The sequence below is a fragment of the Bradyrhizobium sp. LjRoot220 genome (assembly GCF_964252915.1).
Taxonomy (GTDB): Bacteria; Pseudomonadota; Alphaproteobacteria; order Rhizobiales; family Xanthobacteraceae; genus Bradyrhizobium.
Genome location: NZ_CAXUPS020000002.1, coordinates 892,078 through 911,073, shown reverse-complemented (window position 1 = coordinate 911,073; position 18,996 = coordinate 892,078). Strand labels below are relative to the sequence as shown.

Sequence of the window (18,996 nt, the reverse complement as noted above, 5' to 3'; positions counted from 1 at the left end):
TCCACGGGATAGTCAACAGGACGGGGTTTGGACCTTGATCGCGACGACGCGGTGCGTTCGTGACGGCGTGAACGACCGCCGCACCAGAGCACGAAGCATTTAATTGCTTGTTCGTGGCACTCCCCTCGCCCAACTTTGGCGAAAGCAGCGCGGGTGGAGTTCTTCGGGTGAACCAGGTCAATTTTCGATTCGCATCGTCCTCTCTTGCCGGGAGCGACCCGCTGCAGGCCATCGAGATCGCCTATCGGCGGATCGAGGCCGAGCGTGACCGCAACTGCTGGATCCATGTCCGCCCGATCGCACAGACGCAGGATCATTGCCGCACGCTGATGGTGCGCGCCGACGCCGGCGAAAGCTTGCCGCTGCTCGGTGTCCTGTTCGGCGTCAAAGACAATATCGACGTTGCGGGCATGCCGACGACGGCGGCGGTCCCGGCATTCCGCTACATGCCGGCACGATCAGCCGAAAGCGTCGAACGCCTGATCGCGGCCGGCGCCATCTGCATCGGCAAGACCAATCTCGACCAACTCGCCACCGGCCTCTCCGGTGCGCGCTCGCCCTACGGCTCCTGCGCCAGCGTCGCGGACCCGCGCTACGTCTCGGGCGGCTCCAGTTCCGGCTCGGCGGTCGCGGTCGCCGCCGGGCACGTCACGTTCGCGCTCGGCACCGACACCGGCGGCTCGGGCCGCATTCCCGCCGGGTTCAACGACGTCGTCGGCATCAAGCCGACGGTCGGGCTGGTATCGTCGCGCGGCCTGGTGCCGAATTGCCCGACGCTGGACTGCGTCTCAATCTTCTGTAATTCAGTGCAGGACGGCGCCGCGATCCTGGACGTCATCCAAGGCTACGATCCCGAAGATCCGTACAGCCGGCCTGCGCCGGCGGCTTCCGGCGTCCTCGCCGCCGGCAAGTTCAAGTTCGGCCGCCTGATGGCCAAGGATCTCGAATTCTTCGGCATGCCCGAATGCGGCGCGCTCTACGAGCAGGCCTGCGACCGGTTTTCCACTCTCGGCGGCACCGCGGTCGAGATCGATTTTGCACCGTTTGCCGAGGCCGGCGAGATGATGTTCGCCGGCCCCTGGGTTGCGGAACGACGCGCGTCGATATCAGCCCTGATGGAGGTCGATACCGATCGATTGCTCGACGTCACCAAGACAGTGCTTCGAACGGCCGGCAGCTATTCGGCGATCGATACCTTCACCGCGATGCACCGGTTGTTGCGGCTGCGCCGGCAAACGCAAGGCCTCCTCGCCGGTGTCGATGCGCTGGTGGTGCCAACGGCGCCGCGCCCGTTCCTGCTGGACGAGATGCACGGCGATCCGGTCACGCTGAACAACCGGCTCGGCCACTACTCCTATTTTGCCAATCTGCTGGACCTGTGCGCGGTGGCGATCCCGAACGGCGTGTTGCCGAACGGCATTCCCATGGGCGTGACACTGCTGGCACCGGCCTGGTCCGACCGGGCGTTGATCGCATTGGCGCGGCGGCTCGAAGCAGGCAAACCCGGCGCGCCGCTCGCGTTGATGTCGCGCGCCGCCGAGGCTTAAGCAAAAAATCGCGAAAACAACCCCATGCACAGTATGGATTGTGCCCCTCGGCTCGCAGCACCCACGATATGTTGTATCCCGGGTGCGAGAAGAATGGTTCGCCGTCGCCGCCGAACCTAATCTCGTCTCGTTCTAGACCACCTCCAGATCCAGCGCCGGCATGTTCAGGATCGAGATCAGCCCGCGGTGATACCGGATGATGCCGCGCTGCTGCATGCGCGCGAGCTGAACCGTGACCCATTGCCGGGTGGAGCCGATCAGATTGGCGAGGTCGCCATGGGTAAACGGCACCGCGATGGTGGTTTCGCGGCCGTTGCGGATGCCGTGTATCCGCGACAGGAAAATCAGCAGGCGATGCAGCCGTTCGGTGACCGAGCGCGTCCCCAGCATCTGCGCCATCGCCGAGTAGCACCGCGCCTTGAACGCGAGCGCGTCCAGCAGCGCGACCGCGAGCGGCGCGGACTGCAGCGCGATCTTCTTCAGCGCCGGTCCCGGCAGAAATGTCAGCTCGCTCGCCTCAACCGCCACCGACGTCCACATATGCGGTCCGGTGCCGAACAAATCCGGGCCGCCGACAAAGTTGCCCGGAAACCAGTAGGCCAGCGTCACCTCGCGCCCTGAGGGGGCGACATAGTAGCTGCGAATGCGGCCGGATCGGATCAAATAGATTCCGGTCTGACCATCACCCTGTTGCCAGACGAACTGACCGGCCTCGAGAGGCTTGTCGCGGCCGATTCCACGCAGCCGTAGCCGATCCGCCTCGCACAATTCATCCAGCAGACCCGGCAGCGGGCGGACGAGGCTGTCCGATTCCGCCAGCATGATGCCGGCTGCGGTTCTGGCAAGTGCTGCTGTCATGATCGCCTCCTTGAATTGCGCTAATCAATTCAAGACTCGTGCCAAGAAGGCACGATTTGGCGCCGTTAGAGCCTTCGGTTTGACGCGTTTTCTTGAACGCGAACCGGTATCCACTTCGCTTTGAAAACGCTTTAGCCGGCGCTCGACTGATCGAAGGCGCGGCGGCCTTCGGAGCGGATCAGCTCGAGGCAATCTTTCTTTAGCGCGAGGTAGGCCGGATCGAGCATGATGGCGTTGGAACGCGGCCGCGGCAGCTTGATACCGAGATCGCGCAGAATGCGTCCGGGGCCCGCGCTCATGATCAGGACGCGGTCCGCCAGCAGAATAGCCTCGTCGATATCATGCGTCACAAACACGACCGTTGCATCGATCCGCTCGCGCAGTTCGAGCAGGCTGTCCTGCATCACGCTGCGGGTCTGGGCGTCGAGCGCGCCGAACGGCTCGTCCATCAACAGCACGCGGGGCTGGTTGGCAAGCGCGCGTGCGATCGCCACGCGTTGCTGCATGCCGCCGGAAAGCGTGTGCGGATAGGCGTCGGCGAAGCGATTGAGACCGATCATCTCGATCAGGCCATCGGCGATCGCCCGGGCCTCGCTGCGCGACTTGCCCAGCATGCGCGGGCCGTGGGCGATGTTTCTGCGGACGGATTTCCAGGGGAACAGATGCGGCTGCTGGAACACCATGCCGACATCGGGCCGCGGACGCTGCATCGGCCTGCCGTCCACCATCACCGCGCCGCTGTACGGCGTCTCCAGGCCCGCGATGGCGTTGAGCACCGTCGACTTGCCGCATCCGGATGGACCCACGATGCAGACAAACTCGCCGTGCTCCACGCTGAACGTCACCCGATCGACCGCGATCACCTGTCCCTGCGGCGTGTCGAACACGATGCTGAGATCGGCGACGCTGATGATGGTGCGGGCCACCGCGCGCTCTCCTGCAAGCGACGGCCGTGGATGCGCAAGCGTCAACGCCGGTTCGGATCGATGTCCCATCTGCTTCATCGCCACCACACCGTGCGTTCCGCGACCGCCGCGAACAGCCGGTCGGCGACAAACGACATCAACCCGAGCGCGGCCAATCCGCCCATCACCTGACCGGTCTGCAAATTCTGCTGCGCGATCTCGATCCGGTAGACGATGCCGGCAAAGGCGCCCGCCAGTTCGGCCGCCACCAGCGTGTAAAACGAAATGCTGATCGCGGTTCGAAGCCCGACCACGATGTAGGGCAAGGCGCCGAGCAGCACGATCTCCTGCAGCATCTGGCGCCGCGGCGTTCCGAGCATCTGCGCCGCGCGGATCAGTCCGCGGTCGACCTTCTGCACGCCGATGTGGGTGGAGAGCCATACCGTGAAGAACACGCCCCAGACCACCAGGAACAGCTTGCCGGTTTCAGACAGGCCGAACCAGAGGATCACGATCGGGACGAACGCGATCGGCGGTATAGGCCGCAGGATATGAAACAGCGGCGACAGCAGGCTCGATACCAGCGCAAACTGCCCGGTGAGAACGCCGAGTGCGATGCCCAGCGCCGCTCCCACCACGAACCCGGTCACGACGCGATAGAGGCTCGCGCCGAGATCCAGAAAGAACTGCCCGCTTCGCACCCATTCGAGCACGGCAACTACGACGACGGACGGCGGCGGAAACAACACGGCGTTGACGACCCCCGACCGCGCGACCACCTCCCACGCCACGATAAAGAGCGGAATCGAGAGCGCGCCGACCAGGATGTTGAGCCGCTTCATGTTCTATTTGGCCGAGACGGTGACGCGGCCGGCATCGATGCCGCGCAGCGGTTCGAGTGCGAGTACCTTGGCGAAGTCAGGCATCGTCGCGCCCGGCGGGTGGTTGCCGCTCTCCAGCCGCCATGCCGCATGCAGCTTGAGGATGCCGAGCAACTGATCGTCGATGCGGACGCGGTAGATATAGTCCTGCCAGATCGCTGCCAGTTCGTCACGCTTCATGCCGACGGCATCGGCGATGGTCGCGATCGCCTCGTCCGGGTTCGCCTTCAGCCAGGCCTCGGCGTCGAGCAAGGCGCGAAGAAACTTCTGGACCTGCGGGCCGTTGGCCTCAAGATACGGCCGCGTCACGACGATGTTGAAGGTCTCGGAATAAAGACCCTTGGTGTCGAGCAGTACCGCGTTCTCGCCAAGCGCCTTCCTGGCGTTGGCGATATGCGGCTCCCAGGTATCGAAGGCGTCGATGCTGCCGGCCGCCATCGCCGGCAGCATTTCCTGCGGCCGGAGGTTGACCAGCGTCACGTCGCCCGGCGTCAGGCCCGCGGCCTTCAGCAGCGTCGAGGTGTAGACCTCGCTGCCGGTGCCCGCGGTGAAGCCGATCTTCTTGCCGCGCAAATCGGCCTTGGTTTTGATCCCGGCCTTTGCCGCTGTCATGGTCTTGAGATCGGAATATTCCATGCCGGCGACGAATGCGATCGGCTGATTGGCCATCGCCGCGGCGGTCACCGGCGCTTCGGCCGTGGTCGCGAAATCGGCGCCGCCGCCGAGCACTGTATCCAGGCATTGCTTGCCCGAGGTGAAGTTGGCGACGGAGATATCGAGCCCCTGCTTTTCGAACATGCCCTTCGCCTTGGCAACGATGACCAGTCCGGATATCGGGCCGAGATTCTGCGCCAGCCGCGCTTTCACAAGTTCCTGCGCCGCGGCCATCGTGGGCGCGACGATCGACCAGCAGAGCGCGGCACATGCCGCAAACATGACGACGGGGATGGGTCTGGCGCGCGGCATGAGTGATCTCCGTGGGCCGCCAGGGGTCTGACGGCATGCTTGGTGACAATGATGGCGCCGGCCCCTGACCGGTCCCACCCGCAAACCCCGCGTCCTCCCTTGGACCTCCCGGCCAGCCTGTTGGGACCGTTGAGGTGGTCCCGCTGTTGTCCGAGATGCGGATCGTCGGTCATGGCCTCCGTCCAAGGAAGCAATTAATCGACATTGGGCGCGGGCAGGCGCGACATGACGCGGCCAGGGATGCTTTCGCATCCCGGCCACGACGTCGGGTCATCGCTTGATTGGGTTACGGTCAGGCTGGCCGGTCGAGACGCCGTCCGTCAGCACAGGAGAGGCGACGCAAAACGCCGCCCTTCCGCGGAACACCTACTGCACGAGCAGCGGCACGAAGCGCAACTCGCCTTCGCCGTTGGCGACCATCAGCAGAACCGACTTGCGCCCGTCCTTCTTGATCTGATCGACCCGCTTCTTGACGTCGGCCGTGTTCGTCACTGCCTCCTGCGCCACTTCGACGATGACGTCGCCAGCGGACAGCCGCTTCTCGGCGGCATCGGATGCATTATCAACGCCGGTGATGACCACGCCCTTGACGCTGTCCTTGATCTTGTATTTGCCGCGCAGATCCTTGCTCAGGGCGGCCAGATCGAGGCCAAGCACCTTCTGCGTCACCGGCTTCTCGGCGGCGGGCTCGTCCTTGGGCTTGGCGGCGGCCTGCTGCACCTTCTCGTTATCCTCGAGCCGGCCGAGCGTTACCTTCTTGATCGCCTCGGTGCCCTTGCGGATGACGACGACCTCGACTTCCTTGCCGACCGTGGTGTCGGCGACCACGCGCGAGAGGTCCTTCGGGTCCTTGACGTCCTTGCCGTCGAACTTGATCACGACGTCGCCGGGCTCGATCCCGGCGGGCTTCGCCGGGCCCTTGTCGTCGATGCCGGCGACCAGCGCGCCGCGCGCCGGCTTGATGTTGAGGCTTTCGGCGATCTCGTCGGTGACCTGCTGGATGCGGACACCGAGCCAGCCGCGGCGCAATTCGCCGAATTCCCGGAGCTGATTGACCACGCCGATGACGGTCTTGGAGGGCACCGCGAAGCCGAGGCCGATCGAGCCGCCGGTCGGCGAGATGATCAGCGTGTTGACGCCGACCACTTCACCCTCGAGGTTGAACAGCGGGCCACCGGAATTGCCGCGGTTGATCGAGGCGTCGGTCTGGATGTAGCTGTCGTAGGGACCCTGGCTGATGTCGCGGTTGCGCGCCGAGACGATACCGGCCGTCACCGAGCCGCCGAGGCTGAAGGGGTTGCCGATCGCAATCACCCATTCACCGAGACGCAGCTTGTCGGACTCGCCGAACTTGACCGCGACCAGCGGCTTCACCGGCTTGAATTTCAACACCGCGATATCGGTCTTCTTGTCGACGCCGACCAGCTCGGCCTTGATCTTGGTGCCGTCGTTCATGATGACGTTGATCTCGTCGGCATCTGCGATGACGTGATTGTTGGTCACGACGACGCCGGCGGTATCGATGATGAAACCGGAGCCGAGCGAATTGGTCTTGCGCGGCTGCATCTCGCCCCGCTCGCCACCCTTGGGGGCGCCGCCGCGCCGGTTCTTGAAGAAGTCGTCGAAAAATTCCTCGAACGGCGAACCCGGCGGCAATTGCGGCGTGGTCTGGCGGTCGCTGCCGCCGCCTCCGCCCTTGGCCTCGACGTTTTGCGAGGTCGAGATGTTGACGACAGCGTCGATCACCTTTTCGGCGATGTCGGCGATGCCGTCCGGGCCCCGTGCGAAGGCCGGCGCCGCGGCGAGAGCGCCGGCGGCGCCAAGCGAGATCGCAGCTCCCATCATGCGCAGGCGACGGCTCAGGGCGGGTCTGGCACCGGTCATGTCAGCTTCTCTCCAGCGGGTCGATTTGGGTCCACAGTGCCCCCGAATTGGCCTGAGGCGCAAGCATTTGAACCGGGCAATTCGGCGAAAAACCGGCCATCGGCGGCTCACGATTTCGTTGATTCCGCAGGCGATTCGCCAAGGTCGGCACGGCCCGGAGCGCTAGCGCCTCACCAGCCAGATCAGGAGCAGGCCCACGACCGCCGATCCGATGCCCACGCCGCGCAAAATGTTGTCCGGCGTCGCCATCGCGCTCTTCATCGCCCGGCGCATCCAGGCCGGGCTTGCCGCGAACATCAGGCCTTCCAGCACAAACAGGATTCCCATGCCGATGAGGAAGTCGGCAAACGCTATGGACCTCATCGGATGGCAACCTCCCCGCTGGACGCGCGTCTCGCTTTATCGCAGGCGAAGCGGCATCCGCTTCGCCTGATGTGTTGTGTGGCCGGCCGGAGAGCTATTGCTTCGGCGCGGCTGGCGCGGCGGCGGCCGGCGGGTGGCCGGCCGAATTGGCAAAGAAGCGGAAGAACTCCGAATCCGGCCGCAGCAGGAAGCGGGTGTCGTTGCTGCGAAGCCCGGTCTCATAGGCCGACATCGAGCGGTAGAAGGCGAAGAATTCCGGATCCTTGCCATAGGCCTCGGCGAACAGCCGGTTGCGCTCGGCGTCGCCGGCACCACGCGTCTGTTCGGACGTCGAATTGGCTTCCGCGATGATGACGGTCGCCTCACGATCGGCCTTGGACCTGATCTCCTGCGCCTTCTGTCCGCCCTGGGCGCGGAACTCGGCGGCCTCGCGCGCCCGCTCGGTCTGCATGCGCTGGTAGACCGCCTGGCTGTTCTGCTCCGGCAGATCGGCGCGGCGGATCCGCACGTCGACGACCTGGATGCCGTAACCGTCGGCCTCCTTGTCGAGCTGATCGCGAATCCGCAGCATCAGGCCTTCGCGTTCGTCACGTACGACCTGGATAAAAGTAACCTCGCCCAGCACGCGGCGCAACGACGCGTTCAGCAGCGTCGTGAGCTGGATGTTCGCCGCCTGGATCGTGCCGATGCTCTGATAGAAGCGCAGCGCGTTCTTGATGCGGTAGCGGGCGAAGGCATCGACCACCAGCCGCTTCTGATCCGAGGCGATCACTTCCTGCGACGGATTTTCCAGATCGAGGATGCGCTTGTCGATCGAGATGACCGTGTCAATGAACGGCGCCTTGAAGTTGAGGCCCGGTTCGGTGACGACGCGGATGGGCTCACCGAGCCGCACCACCAGCACTTGCTGGGTCTGGTCCACGGTGAAGACGGAGCTGTAGCCGACGATAACGACGACAAACAGCGTTATCAGGAGGACAATGCCTGCGACGGGAGACCTCATCGGTTGGCTCCCTGCTGCTGCTGCTGACCCGTGGTAGGCTGCGCCGGGGCACGCCGCGGCGACAACTCGCTGAGCGGCAAATACGGCACCATGTTCTGCGCCGACGGGCCGCCGTCATAGACGAGCTTCTCGGCGTTGCTGAGGATACGCTCCATCGTCTCCAGATAAATTCGCTGCCGCGTCACGTCTTTTGCCTTGTAGTATTCGTCATAGACCTTGAGGAAGCGCGCGCTCTGGCCCTTGGCCTCGGCAACCGCCTGCTCCTTGTAACCTTCAGCGACTTGCAGGATTTGCGCTGCGCGGCCCCGCGCGTCGGGAACGACGCGGTTGGCGTAGGTCTGCGCCTCGTTCTGCAGACGCTCAAGATCGGCGCGGGCGGCCTGCACGTCACGGAACGCGTCGATCACCTGCGCGGGCGGATCGACCTTCTGCATCTGCACCTGCGTGATCTGAATCCCCGAACCATAATTGTCGAGCGTCTTCTGCATCAGCTCCTGCACGCCGGCTTCCGTGGAGGTGCGGGCGCCGGTCAGGATCGGCTGGATCATGGAGCGGCCGATCACCTCGCGCATCGCGCTTTCGGCGACCGCCTTCACGGTGCCTTCAGGATTCTGGATGTTGAAGAGGTAATTGCCGACGCCATCGGGCTTGATCCGCCATAACACCGTGAAATCGACGTCGACGATGTTCTCGTCGCCCGTCAGCATCAGGCTTTCTTCCGGCACGTCGCGCATGGTGCGGCCGCGCCCGGACGGATCGCTGATCAGCGTCATGCCGATCGAGATGGTCGACACGCGCAGCGCCTTCGGCAGCAGCACGGTCTCGATCGGATAGGGCAGATGATAGTTCAGGCCCGGCTGCACGGTCTTGATGTGCTTGCCGAAGCGCAGGATCACGCCGAGTTCTTCCGACTGAACGCGGAAAAACCCCGACAGGAACCAGATCGCCAGCGCGCCGATCAGGACCAGCGCGATGCCCATGCCGCTGAAATGGCCGCCCGGCAGCAGCTGCTGGATCTTGTCCTGGCCGCGACGCAGAAGATCCTCAAGATCGGGCGGGCGCGGCCCAACCGATTGCGGACCGTTGCCCCACGGTCCCTTCGGACCCGAGCCCCACGGGCCCCCGCCTTGATTCTTCCACGGCATCTAAAAGTCTCCTCCGCGGGCCCAGGTCCGCCTGATTGGGCAAGTTGCCCAGCCCCGTATGTCCGCCCGGCTTTATAGGGGACCGCCCGGGTCCTTACAACGCAAGCTTATGACCAAAGCAGCTATGCCTGAGGCCAAAATTGTCAATGCAAACATTGGTTAGCGAGGTTAATGCGGCAATTGACGCGGGCCGCGCCGGCGAAATGTCACATAGGAGAAGTCGGCGCTGTCGTCGGGACCGGCCGGATTCCGCACGCGCGCCACCTCTTCCCAGTCGGAAGCCGCAATTGCGGGGAAACGCGTATCGCCGTCGGGCCGGGCATGCACCTCGGTGATTTCCAGCCGGTCGGCACGATCGATCCATTGCGCATAGATTTCCGCGCCGCCGAGGATCGCGATCTCAGTGGCGAAACGTCGCAGCGCATCGCCGGTGGCGATCGCCTCGGCGTCGGCAAGGGAAGTCGTGACCACGGCGCCGTCGGCGCGGTAGGCGGCATCGCGCGTGACCACGATGTTGGTCCGCCCGGGGAGCGGCCGGCGAGGAAACGACAGGAAGGTCTTGCGGCCCATCACGATCGGCTTTCCCATCGTCATCGCCTTTAACCGCTGCATGTCGGATTTCAGCCGCCACGGGATGGCGCCGCCGGCGCCGATCACACCGTTCTCGGCGATCGCGGCAATGAGGACGATCTCCATCAGCGTGCGCCCCGCGCCAGCGCCGTCAGCGCCGGACCGTTGACCCGGCATACCGTCCACTCGTCCATCAAGACTGCACCCAGCGATTTGTAGAATTCGATCGACGGCGTATTCCAGTCCAGCACCGACCATTGCAACCGCGACCAGCCATTCTCGACGCATTGCCTGGCAAGATCAGCCAGCAGCGCCTTGCCGATCCCCCTGCCGCGCTGCGCCGGACGGACGAACAGGTCGAAAAATTGATGAACCAGACCGCGAACCCGACCGGTTCCCCTTCCCACTCGGCAATCTCGCAAAACAGCCGCGGATGACTGCCGAACAGCGCCGCGTCGATGTCTGCTTCGGTGGCTTCGACCTCGTGGAGCAGCTTTTCGTATTCGGCGAGTTCGCGAACCAGAGCGAGGACAAGTCCGGCCTCATCGGAACGCGCGCGGCGGATAGCGAGTGACATTCAATCGCCCACACCGCTGATCATACAGCCACCGCGGCCTTGATATGCGGGTGCGGGTCGTAGCCCTCGAGCGCGAAGTCCTCGTAACGGAACGCGAAGATGTCCTTTACCTCCGGATTGATCTTCATGACCGGCAGCGGCCGCGTCGGCCGCGTCAGTTGCAGCCGCGCCTGATCGAGATGATTGGAGTAGAGATGCGCGTCGCCAAGCGAGTGCACGAAATCGCCCGCCTTCAATCCCGTCACCTGGGCCACCATCGTGGTCAGTAGTGCATAGGACGCGATGTTGAAGGGCACGCCGAGGAACACGTCGGCCGAGCGCTGATAGAGCTGGCACGACAGCTTGCCGTTCGCGACGTAGAACTGGAACAGGCAGTGACAGGGCGGCAGCGCCATCTTGTCGACGTCGGCCGGATTCCACGCGCTCACGATCAGCCGCCGCGAATCCGGGTTGCGCTTGATCATGTCGATGAGGTTGGAAATCTGGTCGATGCGGCGGCCGTCGGGCGCCGGCCAGGATCGCCACTGCGAGCCATAGACCGGGCCAAGATCGCCGTTGGCGTCAGCCCATTCATCCCAGATCGAAACCCCGTTGTCCTTGAGATATTTGATGTTGGTGTCGCCGGCCAGGAACCAGAGCAATTCGTGCACGATCGCCTTCAGCGGCAGCCGCTTGGTGGTCAGCATCGGAAACCCGGCGCCGAGGTTGAAGCGCATCTGGTGACCGAAGATCGACAGCGTGCCGGTGCCGGTGCGGTCGTGCTTTTCAGCGCCGTCGGCGAGGATCCGTTCGAGCAGGTCGTGGTACTGATTCATGTGGTCTTCTTGCGGTCTTCTTGGCGACGGTTGCGCAAGCCTTTCGGGAAGGCCAATTTAGCGGCCGGTGCCGGCGATCGACAGCGCCGATTCGGCTGCGTCCTGATTATACCCCGAAAATGTTGTTCCACCCCCGAAACGACAAGGGGCGGAACCTGCGTCCCGCCCCTCGCCTATCCGATTGATTGGAATATTAATTTGCCGGCTTGAGAACCGGCGTCCACTTCGCGATTTCGCCCTTCACCAGTGCCGTCAGCGCCTCCGGCGTGCGGTCCTTGGGGCCCGGGATCACGCTGCCGAGATCGAGCAGCCGCTTGCGGACGTTCTCATCGTCGAGTGCCTTGACGACCGCCTCGTTCAGCTTGGCGATGACCGGCGCCGGCGTGCCCTTGGGCGCAAAAATCGCATTCCACGCCTGGGCCTGGAACGCCGGCAGGCCGGCCTCCGTGGTGGTCGGAACATTGGGCAGCGACGGATTACGCTCGGCGGTGGCGACCGCATAGGCCTTGATGGTGCCGCCATTGATCTGCGGCACGGCGTTGACGATCTGGTCGCACATGTAGTCGACCTGCCCGCCGACCAGCGCGTTCATCGCAGGTCCGGTGCCGTTGAAGGGCACGCCGACCGGCTTGACCCCCAGCACCGAGTTCAGCAACTCGCACGACACGTTCGAGACCGAACCGACACCGGCATGCGCCGCGTTGATCTTGGTTTCGTTCGCCTTGACGTAAGTGACGAATTCCTTGAGATCCTTGGGCGCGAAATCCTTGCGCGCCAGGATCAGGATCGGCGTGCCGGCGAGCAGCGCGACCGGCTCGAAATCCTTTTCAGGATGATAGGCGAGCTTGGGATAGAGCGGCACCGAGGCCGCGTGCGTGCCCATATGCCCGGTGATCAGCGTATAGCCGTCATTGGCGGCGCGCGCTGCGCGCGTGGTGGCGGTGGTGCCGCCGGCGCCGACCACGTTCTCGATGATGATGCTCTGGCCGAGCGTCTGCGCCATATGGCCGGTGACGATGCGCGCGATCACGTCGGTCGGACCACCCGCCGCAAACGGCACGATCATGGTGATGCTGCGCGCGGGATAGTTTTGCGCCTGCGCCGGCGCGGCAAGAGCGACCAACCCGGCAAGCGCGGCCAGGCAACCGCCCGCCAGTAAGCGACCATACAGTTTCATCTCGTTCCCCTAGTTATCTATTTGCCATTGCGGGAAACGCCGGCCCAATCAGCCGGCATTCCCATTTCATGATAGGACCAACGAAGTCGAGTGGACTTCGGACTGCGGCGAGCCGACGCAGGTCAGTTCTCGGACTCCACGAACACCTGGTCGCGCTTTTTGCGTAGCGATGGCAGTATTGCCAGCACCAGCAAGGCTGCAGCGATGGCCATCAGCAACGCCGACAGCGGACGGGTCAGGAAAACCGACCAGTCACCGCGTGAGATCAGCAACGCGCGGCGAAGGTTCTCTTCCATCAATGGTCCGAGCACCATGCCGAGCAGCAGCGGCGCCGGCTCGAAATCGTGCTTGATCAGCCAATATCCGACCAGCCCGAACGCGCCGGCGAGCATGACGTCTGTCGGCGCGTTGTTCACCGAATAAATGCCGATCGCGCAGAAGACCACGATCGAGGGAAACATCAGCCGATAGGGCACACGCAACAGCCGCACCCAGATCCCGACCAGCGGCAGGTTGATGATCAGCAGCATTAAATTGCCGACCCACATCGAAGCGATCATGCCCCAGACCAGCTCGGGCTGCTTCTGCATCACCTGCGGTCCCGGCACGATGCCGTGAATGGTCATCGCGCCGACCATCAGCGCCATGACAGCGTTCGGCGGGATGCCGAGCGTCAACAGCGGGATGAACGAGGTTTGCGCCGCCGCGTTGTTGGCGCTTTCCGGCGCCGCAACGCCCTCGATCACGCCGTGGCCGAACTTCTGCGGGTGCTTCGATACTTTCTTTTCCAGGGTATAGGCCGCGAACGATGCAATGACCGCGCCGCCGCCCGGCAGAATGCCGAGGATCGATCCCAAAACCGTGCCGCGCCCGATCGCGGGCGCAGCAGCCTTGAGGTCTGCTTTGGTCGGCATCAGGCCGGTCACCTTCTGCTGCACCAGCTTGCGGTCGGTTTCACCGCCCGCATCGAGATTGCGGATAATCTCGGCGAAGCCGAACAGACCCATCGCGACGGTGGCAAAGCCGAGGCCATCCGCGAGTTCGGGGATATTGAAGGCCATCCTTGACGCGCCGGTCTCGATGTCGGACCCGACCATCGACAGCAGCAGGCCGAACACGATCATCGCGATCGCCTTCAGCACCGACCCCTTGGCGAGCACCACCGCGAAGATCAGGCCGAGCACCATTAGCGAGAAATATTCGGCCGGCCCGAACGCCAGCGCGATTTTGGTCAGCGGCGCGCCCAGCAGTGCGATCAGAACGGTCGCGACGCAGCCCGCAAAGAACGAGCCGATCGCCGCGATCGCCAGCGCCGGACCCGCCCGTCCCTTCTTGGCCATCTGAAAACCGTCGAGCGCGGTCACGACGGAGCCCGCCTCGCCTGGAATGTTGACCAGGATCGAGGTGGTCGAACCGCCATATTGTGCGCCGTAGTAGATGCCTGCGAGCATGATCAGCGCACCGACCGGCGGCAGGCCGAAGGTGATCGGCAGCAGCATGGCGACCGTGGCGATGGTGCCGATGCCCGGCAGCACGCCGACCAGCGTTCCGACCAATGCGCCGATCAGGCACAGCAGAATGTTGACGGGAATGGGAATAGACATACCGCCGAGGAAAGCGGGGGTCCACTGCACGAGCTGGAATACGACACCGAAGCCGAGGCCAAGGTTTGAAAAGACTTCTCCCATCACACCCTCACCGGATCATAAATTTGGGCAGCATCTGCAAGGGCAGACCGAGCGCGTAGGGAAACAACAGGCTGCAGAAGGCGGTCAGGCACACGCCGACGATGATGGCTTCCGTCCATTTCGTTTCGGGAGAGCCCAACGCCGCAATCAGGAAACTCGATAATGCGGTGACGATCAGACCCATCGGGCGGATCAAGAACGCAAAGGAGAGGATCGCCATCGATACGAAGAGCGGGCCCCGCCAATGGTACTTCGCCAGGTGGGCGCCCTCGGTGACGACGCCCATGACCGTCACCGCAACGCCGAGGCCAAGCAACAGAAAGGCGAACATGCGCGGCGCGGTTCCGGCTCCGAACGAGAAGCCCCGCATGCCCTGCAAATCGCTCGACGCCCACAGCGCAAACAGCGCGATTGCAATCAACGCAACCCCGCCGATGAAGTCCTGCGGGCCGCGAATCCACTTCGGCAAGATGGAATTGACCGGCCCGTGGCTCGGCGTATCACTCATCGATATCTCTCCCCCCGACAGGGCTTCCCGCCCGCTCTGATTGGATGGCGTTTCTGATTGGATGGCGTTTGTGCACAGGTCCCAAGGTCTTGCCTAGCCATTTTCCTCAGATAACGCCAGCAAAACCCAAAGCGCCCCCGGCAAGCAATATCCAGACCGGATTGAGCCGCGTGGCAAAGGCCAGAATCGCGGCTGCCGCCGTTACCAGTCCGGCCACCCAGCTCCGGTCCGAGGTCAGCGCCAAAATCAGGCCACTGGCGCCCATCAGGCCGATCGAAAGCGGAACAAGGGCCGCCTGGATGATGGCGGGCCAGCGGGAATGGCTCGACCGCTGCAGCAGGCCGCTCACAAAATAGGCAAGCACGGCGGTCGGACCGCACATCGCCAAGGTCGCGGCCAGCGCGCCGGCAACGCCCGCGACGGAATAACCGATCAGCGTCACGATCAGCACGTTCGGCCCTGGCGAGAGCTGGGAAATGGCAAAGATATCGGCGAATTGCTTGTCATTCATCCAGTGGTGAACATCGACCGCGATCCGATGCATCTCGGGTATGGCCGAATTCGCGCCGCCAACCGCAAACAGCGACATCAAACCGAAAGTCCAAACGAGCGTCGAAACCGGATGGCTGTCTGAATTCATGCGGCCACCCGCCGATGCAGAAAAAAAGGTGATACCGAGGCTGAGCGGGACCGCCACCAGCAGCACCGTCGGCAGCGGCAGCCGCAGCAGGCCGATCGCAACGAACACCGCGAGCAGCATGACGAGGCCGGCCAGGTCGCGCTTTTTGATCAGCGGCATCATCATCTTGAAGACGACCGCCATCAGAAGCCCGACCGCCGCGCAGGATACGCCTGCCAGGATCCGCCGCAGCGCGTCGATCTCGCCGTAGCGCGCATACAGCGCCGCGAGGATGGTGGCGATCACCATCGGTGGGCCGACCAGCCCGGCAAAGGCCGCGATGCCGCCGGCAATGCCGCGAAAGCGCGCGCCGAACACGACCGACAAATTGACGATATTCGGCCCTGGCAGAAAATGGCACAGCGCAAAGGTTTCGTTGAATTCTTCCGCCGTCATCCAGCGATGCTGGTCGACAATACCGCGGCGGGCCCAGACCAGTACCCCGCCGAAGCCGGCCAGCGACATTTTGGCGAACGCCACGAACAGCTCAAGCAGGCCGGGCTGTTTTGGCGGGTGCAGTACAGGGATATCCGGCGCCGGGACGGCGGCCGGCGGGGATTGCGAGGCCATGAACCGAAATCTAGAACGGCGGCACCGCCGAGGCCAATCCCAATTCGGCGTGTTCCCGTGCGTTCCAGGCCCATCCCGGCCCTGTTTTTCTCGCCATTTGCCCTTATATTAGAGCTGCCGGTTCGCCGGCTATGGAAATAAATTGCCGTCGCAATAAACCATTCGGACCCGGGGGCAGTACCCGGCGCCTCCACCCAAGCCCACCCCCTGAAGGCGGGTTTCGGCGGGGGCGAAACAGGATCGACGAGGGCGTAAAGGACGTGTTTTTTCCCGGTATGGTTCCGCCGTTATCGGGCTATGCAATAGTTGCAAACGACAACTATGCTCCGGTTGCTCAGGCTGCGTAACGCAGTTTGAAAGACCAAGTCTAAAGTCCTAGTGGGTTAAGCTCCGCTGGGCGGGGTTCGGAGGCACCTGGCAACAGAAGCCTCCACTTTAATTTGGGCTGCTTTCTTGCGAGTTTACTTGGCAGTTTTCTTGTGATTTGCCACTCGGCGAAAACGCTTCTGCCGGCACATTCCGACGACGACGCCTGCTGACCTGCCGCCGCCGCCGGGGTAGCATGGGGCAAAGGCGAGTCGGGCGACCGGCGCCGCCGCCATCTCAATGTAACAGGACCACCATGGCAACCGACCACATCCGTTATGACGTGCTGGCGCGCGACGCGCTGCGCGGGGTGCTGCGCCGCGTGCTGACCGACGCTGCCGAGCACGGCCTGCCCGGCGAGCATCATTTCTTCATCACCTTCCTGTCCACCGCCGACGGCGTCAAACTGTCGCCGCGGCTGCTGGCGCAATATCCGGAAGAGATGACCATCATCCTGCAGCACCAGTTCTGGGACCTGGTGGTGACCGAGGATCGCTTCGAGGTCGGTCTGTCGTTCGGCGGCATCCCCGAGCGGCTGGTGGTTCCGTTCGCGGCGATCAAGAGCTTCCTCGATCCTTCGGTGAAGTTCGGGCTGCAATTCGAACCATCCGACGAGGCCGCCGAAACGCCCACCGCCAACCTGCCCGCTGTTCCCGCGCCATCCGCCCTGACCGTCCCTGCTCCGGCCGCAACCGCCGAAGTCAAGGATGAGAGCAAGGACGACAGCAAGGATGAACCGGCCAAGCCGAGCGAAGGCGCGGAAGTGGTGCGGCTGGATCGTTTCCGCAAGAAATAGATTTCCGCCGGACAGTACCTGGAGACAATCTAGGCGCGGGAAAATTCGCGACGCTGTAGAATAACGTTCCGCATCCCCGCGTAACGGAATTCATTGATGGCCCGACGAGCAACATCCCCGCGATCCAAATCCACCCGCAGCGAAACCGACAGTTTCGGGCCCATTGACGTCCCCGCCGATCGCTACTGGGGCGCACAGACCGAGCGCTCGCGGCAGAATTTCCGCATCGGCCATGACCGCATGCCGATCGCGCTGGTCCACGCGCTCGGCATCGTCAAACTCGCCGCCGCCCAGACCAACCGCGATCTCGGCCTGCTCGACACACGCCGCGCCACCGCCATCGCCCGCGCCGCGCGCGAAGTGATCGAGGGCAAGCTCGACGATCATTTTCCGCTGGTGGTCTGGCAGACCGGTTCCGGCACCCAGACCAACATGAATCTCAACGAGGTGATCGGCAACCGCGCCAACCAGGTGCTCGGCGGCGAACTTGGCGCCAAAAAGCCGGTTCATCCCAACGATCACGTAAATATGAGCCAGTCCTCGAACGATTCATTTCCGACCGCGATGCATATCGCGGCCGCCGGACGCATTATTGACGATCTGATCCCGGCCCTGAGCGAACTGCAGCGCGAACTGCGCAAGAAGGAAAAGGCATTTGCCAGGATCGTCAAGATCGGCCGCACCCATACTCAGGATGCGACGCCGCTGACGCTGGGTCAGGAATTTTCCGGTTATGCTGCACAGGTAGAGAGCGGCATCGCGCGGCTGCGCGTGGCGGTGAAGGATCTGTTTCCGCTGGCGCAAGGCGGCACCGCTGTGGGCACCGGCCTCAACTCGAAGCCGAAATTCGCGAGGATATTCGCAAGGCACGTCGCCAAGATTACGAAACTGCCGTTCACGAGTGCCGCCAACAAGTTCGAGGCGCTGGCATCCAACGATGCCTATGTGCTGGTGCACGGTGCGATCAACTCGGTGGCGACCGGCCTGTTCAAGATCGCCAACGATATTCGCCTGCTGGGATCGGGCCCGCGCTCCGGTCTCGGTGAATTGATCCTGCCTGAAAACGAACCGGGTTCGTCGATCATGCCGGGCAAGGTCAATCCCACCCAATGCGAAGCGCTGACCATGGTTTGCTGCCAGGTGTTCGGCAACCAGACCGCCATTACGGTTGCCGGCAGCCAGGGCCATTTCGAGCTGAACGTCTACAAGCCGGTACTGGCATATTGTATGTTGAATTCCATCGAATTGTTGTCGGACGTGGTTCGCTCCTTCACCGAGCATTGCGTGGTGGGAATACGCGCCGACGAAAAGCGCATCCGCGATTTGATGGAGCGTTCGCTGATGCTGGTGACGGCACTCGCGCCCAAAATCGGTTACGACAACGCCGCCAAGGTTGCCAAATCGGCGCATGCGCGCGGAACGACATTGAAGGACGAGGCTGTGCGGCTGGAGTTCGTTACTGCGGCCGAGTTCGATCGCCTGGTGCAGCCCGACAAGATGACGCGCCCGGGCTGAGGCTCGCGCGCCCCCGGGAAACTACGGGCGCGTGTGTATGATTATTGATCATAACCGCTAAAGAATGAGCTTGTTCATCTATCGCCATCGCGCCGACGCATGGTACGAGCACGAATTATTTAGTATTCGCAGGGCGAAATTTATTTTTTGATGCTATCACAGAGCACCACACGGGGATTCTGA

Annotated in this window: 17 protein-coding genes, 1 other RNA gene and 2 pseudogenes; 4 read left to right on the top strand and 16 right to left on the bottom strand. The window is 63.5% G+C overall.

All coding sequences use genetic code 11. From position 1 onward, the window contains the following. Nucleotides 1–167: 167 nt before the first annotated feature. Nucleotides 168–1,547 carry an allophanate hydrolase gene (gene atzF, locus ACSQ84_RS12965; RefSeq protein WP_436212034.1) on the top strand — a complete coding sequence of 460 codons (1,380 nt, stop codon included), beginning with the start codon at nt 168–170 and terminating at the stop codon, nt 1,545–1,547. 132 nt (nt 1,548–1,679) lie between these two features. On the opposite strand, the gene ACSQ84_RS12960 is transcribed toward atzF, so the two are convergent. The 16 genes and pseudogenes from ACSQ84_RS12960 to ACSQ84_RS12885 all read right to left on the bottom strand — a co-directional run. Then, nucleotides 1,680–2,405 (bottom strand): Crp/Fnr family transcriptional regulator, encoded by a 726-nt coding sequence (locus ACSQ84_RS12960; RefSeq protein WP_436212033.1) that lies wholly within the window; start codon nt 2,403–2,405, stop codon nt 1,680–1,682. A gap of 131 nt (nt 2,406–2,536) precedes the next feature. After that, nucleotides 2,537–3,331: an ABC transporter ATP-binding protein gene (locus ACSQ84_RS12955; protein WP_436212032.1), complete on the bottom strand. Its 795-nt coding sequence runs from the start codon at nt 3,329–3,331 to the stop codon at nt 2,537–2,539. A gap of 74 nt (nt 3,332–3,405) precedes the next feature. Then, entirely contained in the window at nt 3,406–4,152 is a 747-nt protein-coding gene (locus ACSQ84_RS12950; RefSeq protein ID WP_436212031.1) for an ABC transporter permease, read from the bottom strand. 3 nt (nt 4,153–4,155) lie between these two features. Continuing rightward, nucleotides 4,156–5,157, bottom strand: a complete 1,002-nt coding sequence (locus ACSQ84_RS12945; RefSeq protein WP_436212030.1) for an ABC transporter substrate-binding protein — start codon at nt 5,155–5,157, stop codon at nt 4,156–4,158. 366 nt (nt 5,158–5,523) lie between these two features. Then, nucleotides 5,524–7,041: a Do family serine endopeptidase gene (locus tag ACSQ84_RS12940; RefSeq protein ID WP_436212029.1), complete on the bottom strand. Its 1,518-nt coding sequence runs from the start codon at nt 7,039–7,041 to the stop codon at nt 5,524–5,526. Between the two features lie 162 nt (nt 7,042–7,203). Then, on the bottom strand, nt 7,204–7,404 hold the full coding sequence (locus tag ACSQ84_RS12935) for a DUF2065 domain-containing protein (protein WP_436212028.1): 201 nt from the start codon (nt 7,402–7,404) through the stop codon (nt 7,204–7,206). 94 nt (nt 7,405–7,498) lie between these two features. After that, nucleotides 7,499–8,407 carry a protease modulator HflC gene (gene hflC / locus ACSQ84_RS12930; protein WP_436212027.1) on the bottom strand — a complete coding sequence of 303 codons (909 nt, stop codon included), beginning with the start codon at nt 8,405–8,407 and terminating at the stop codon, nt 7,499–7,501. Next, a complete protein-coding gene (hflK, locus tag ACSQ84_RS12925) occupies nt 8,404–9,552 on the bottom strand; it encodes an FtsH protease activity modulator HflK (RefSeq protein WP_436212026.1) in 1,149 nt (382 codons plus the stop codon). The genes hflC and hflK overlap by 4 nt, the downstream gene beginning before the upstream one ends. Nucleotides 9,553–9,720: 168 nt before the next feature. Beyond that, nucleotides 9,721–10,248 carry a dihydrofolate reductase gene (locus ACSQ84_RS12920; RefSeq protein WP_436212025.1) on the bottom strand — a complete coding sequence of 176 codons (528 nt, stop codon included), beginning with the start codon at nt 10,246–10,248 and terminating at the stop codon, nt 9,721–9,723. Beyond that, nucleotides 10,248–10,699: pseudogene (locus ACSQ84_RS12915) on the bottom strand (GNAT family N-acetyltransferase). The gene ACSQ84_RS12920 and the pseudogene ACSQ84_RS12915 overlap by 1 nt, the downstream one beginning before the upstream one ends. 20 nt (nt 10,700–10,719) lie before the next feature. Beyond that, nucleotides 10,720–11,514: a thymidylate synthase gene (locus tag ACSQ84_RS12910; RefSeq protein ID WP_436212024.1), complete on the bottom strand. Its 795-nt coding sequence runs from the start codon at nt 11,512–11,514 to the stop codon at nt 10,720–10,722. Between the two features lie 193 nt (nt 11,515–11,707). After that, the gene (locus tag ACSQ84_RS12905) at nt 11,708–12,691 is read right to left on the bottom strand and encodes a tripartite tricarboxylate transporter substrate binding protein BugD (RefSeq protein ID WP_436212023.1); all 984 of its coding nucleotides are present in this window, start codon (nt 12,689–12,691) and stop codon (nt 11,708–11,710) included. Between the two features lie 122 nt (nt 12,692–12,813). After that, the gene (locus ACSQ84_RS12900) at nt 12,814–14,379 is read right to left on the bottom strand and encodes a tripartite tricarboxylate transporter permease (RefSeq protein WP_436212022.1); all 1,566 of its coding nucleotides are present in this window, start codon (nt 14,377–14,379) and stop codon (nt 12,814–12,816) included. A gap of 7 nt (nt 14,380–14,386) precedes the next feature. Further along, nucleotides 14,387–14,887 carry a tripartite tricarboxylate transporter TctB family protein gene (locus ACSQ84_RS12895; protein WP_436212021.1) on the bottom strand — a complete coding sequence of 167 codons (501 nt, stop codon included), beginning with the start codon at nt 14,885–14,887 and terminating at the stop codon, nt 14,387–14,389. 106 nt (nt 14,888–14,993) lie between these two features. After that, on the bottom strand, nt 14,994–15,527 hold the full coding sequence (locus ACSQ84_RS12890) for a chromate transporter (RefSeq protein ID WP_436212280.1): 534 nt from the start codon (nt 15,525–15,527) through the stop codon (nt 14,994–14,996). Between the two features lie 24 nt (nt 15,528–15,551). Further along, nucleotides 15,552–16,136: pseudogene (locus ACSQ84_RS12885) on the bottom strand (chromate transporter); the annotation flags it as partial. Between the two features lie 77 nt (nt 16,137–16,213). Here ACSQ84_RS12885 and ssrA point away from each other — a divergent pair. The 3 genes from ssrA (at nt 16,214) to fumC (ending at nt 18,813) form a co-directional block, all read left to right on the top strand. Beyond that, nucleotides 16,214–16,571: a transfer-messenger RNA gene (gene ssrA / locus ACSQ84_RS12880) on the top strand. Between the two features lie 187 nt (nt 16,572–16,758). Beyond that, the gene (locus ACSQ84_RS12875) at nt 16,759–17,298 is read left to right on the top strand and encodes an SspB family protein (protein ID WP_436212020.1); all 540 of its coding nucleotides are present in this window, start codon (nt 16,759–16,761) and stop codon (nt 17,296–17,298) included. A 96-nt stretch (nt 17,299–17,394) separates the two neighbouring features. Next, entirely contained in the window at nt 17,395–18,813 is a 1,419-nt protein-coding gene (fumC, locus tag ACSQ84_RS12870) for a class II fumarate hydratase (protein ID WP_436212019.1), read from the top strand. Nucleotides 18,814–18,996 lie beyond the last annotated feature (183 nt).

Bases quoted from the DNA above. Each gene is read 5' to 3' on its own strand.
- ACSQ84_RS12900 (WP_436212022.1), bottom strand. From the start codon at position 14,379: ATGGGAGAAGTCTTTTCAAACCTTGGCCTCGGCTTCGGTGTCGTATTC.
- fumC (WP_436212019.1), top strand. From the start codon at position 17,395: ATGGCCCGACGAGCAACATCCCCGCGATCCAAATCCACCCGCAGCGAA.
- ACSQ84_RS12910 (WP_436212024.1), bottom strand. From the start codon at position 11,514: ATGAATCAGTACCACGACCTGCTCGAACGGATCCTCGCCGACGGCGCT.
- ACSQ84_RS12895 (WP_436212021.1), bottom strand. From the start codon at position 14,887: ATGAGTGATACGCCGAGCCACGGGCCGGTCAATTCCATCTTGCCGAAG.
- hflK (WP_436212026.1), bottom strand. From the start codon at position 9,552: ATGCCGTGGAAGAATCAAGGCGGGGGCCCGTGGGGCTCGGGTCCGAAG.
- ACSQ84_RS12940 (WP_436212029.1), bottom strand. From the start codon at position 7,041: ATGACCGGTGCCAGACCCGCCCTGAGCCGTCGCCTGCGCATGATGGGA.
- hflC (WP_436212027.1), bottom strand. From the start codon at position 8,407: ATGAGGTCTCCCGTCGCAGGCATTGTCCTCCTGATAACGCTGTTTGTC.
- ACSQ84_RS12890 (WP_436212280.1), bottom strand. From the start codon at position 15,527: ATGAATTCAGACAGCCATCCGGTTTCGACGCTCGTTTGGACTTTCGGT.
- ACSQ84_RS12935 (WP_436212028.1), bottom strand. From the start codon at position 7,404: ATGAGGTCCATAGCGTTTGCCGACTTCCTCATCGGCATGGGAATCCTG.
- ACSQ84_RS12950 (WP_436212031.1), bottom strand. From the start codon at position 4,152: ATGAAGCGGCTCAACATCCTGGTCGGCGCGCTCTCGATTCCGCTCTTT.
- ACSQ84_RS12920 (WP_436212025.1), bottom strand. From the start codon at position 10,248: ATGGAGATCGTCCTCATTGCCGCGATCGCCGAGAACGGTGTGATCGGC.
- ACSQ84_RS12905 (WP_436212023.1), bottom strand. From the start codon at position 12,691: ATGAAACTGTATGGTCGCTTACTGGCGGGCGGTTGCCTGGCCGCGCTT.
- ACSQ84_RS12960 (WP_436212033.1), bottom strand. From the start codon at position 2,405: ATGACAGCAGCACTTGCCAGAACCGCAGCCGGCATCATGCTGGCGGAA.
- ACSQ84_RS12875 (WP_436212020.1), top strand. From the start codon at position 16,759: ATGGCAACCGACCACATCCGTTATGACGTGCTGGCGCGCGACGCGCTG.
- ACSQ84_RS12945 (WP_436212030.1), bottom strand. From the start codon at position 5,157: ATGCCGCGCGCCAGACCCATCCCCGTCGTCATGTTTGCGGCATGTGCC.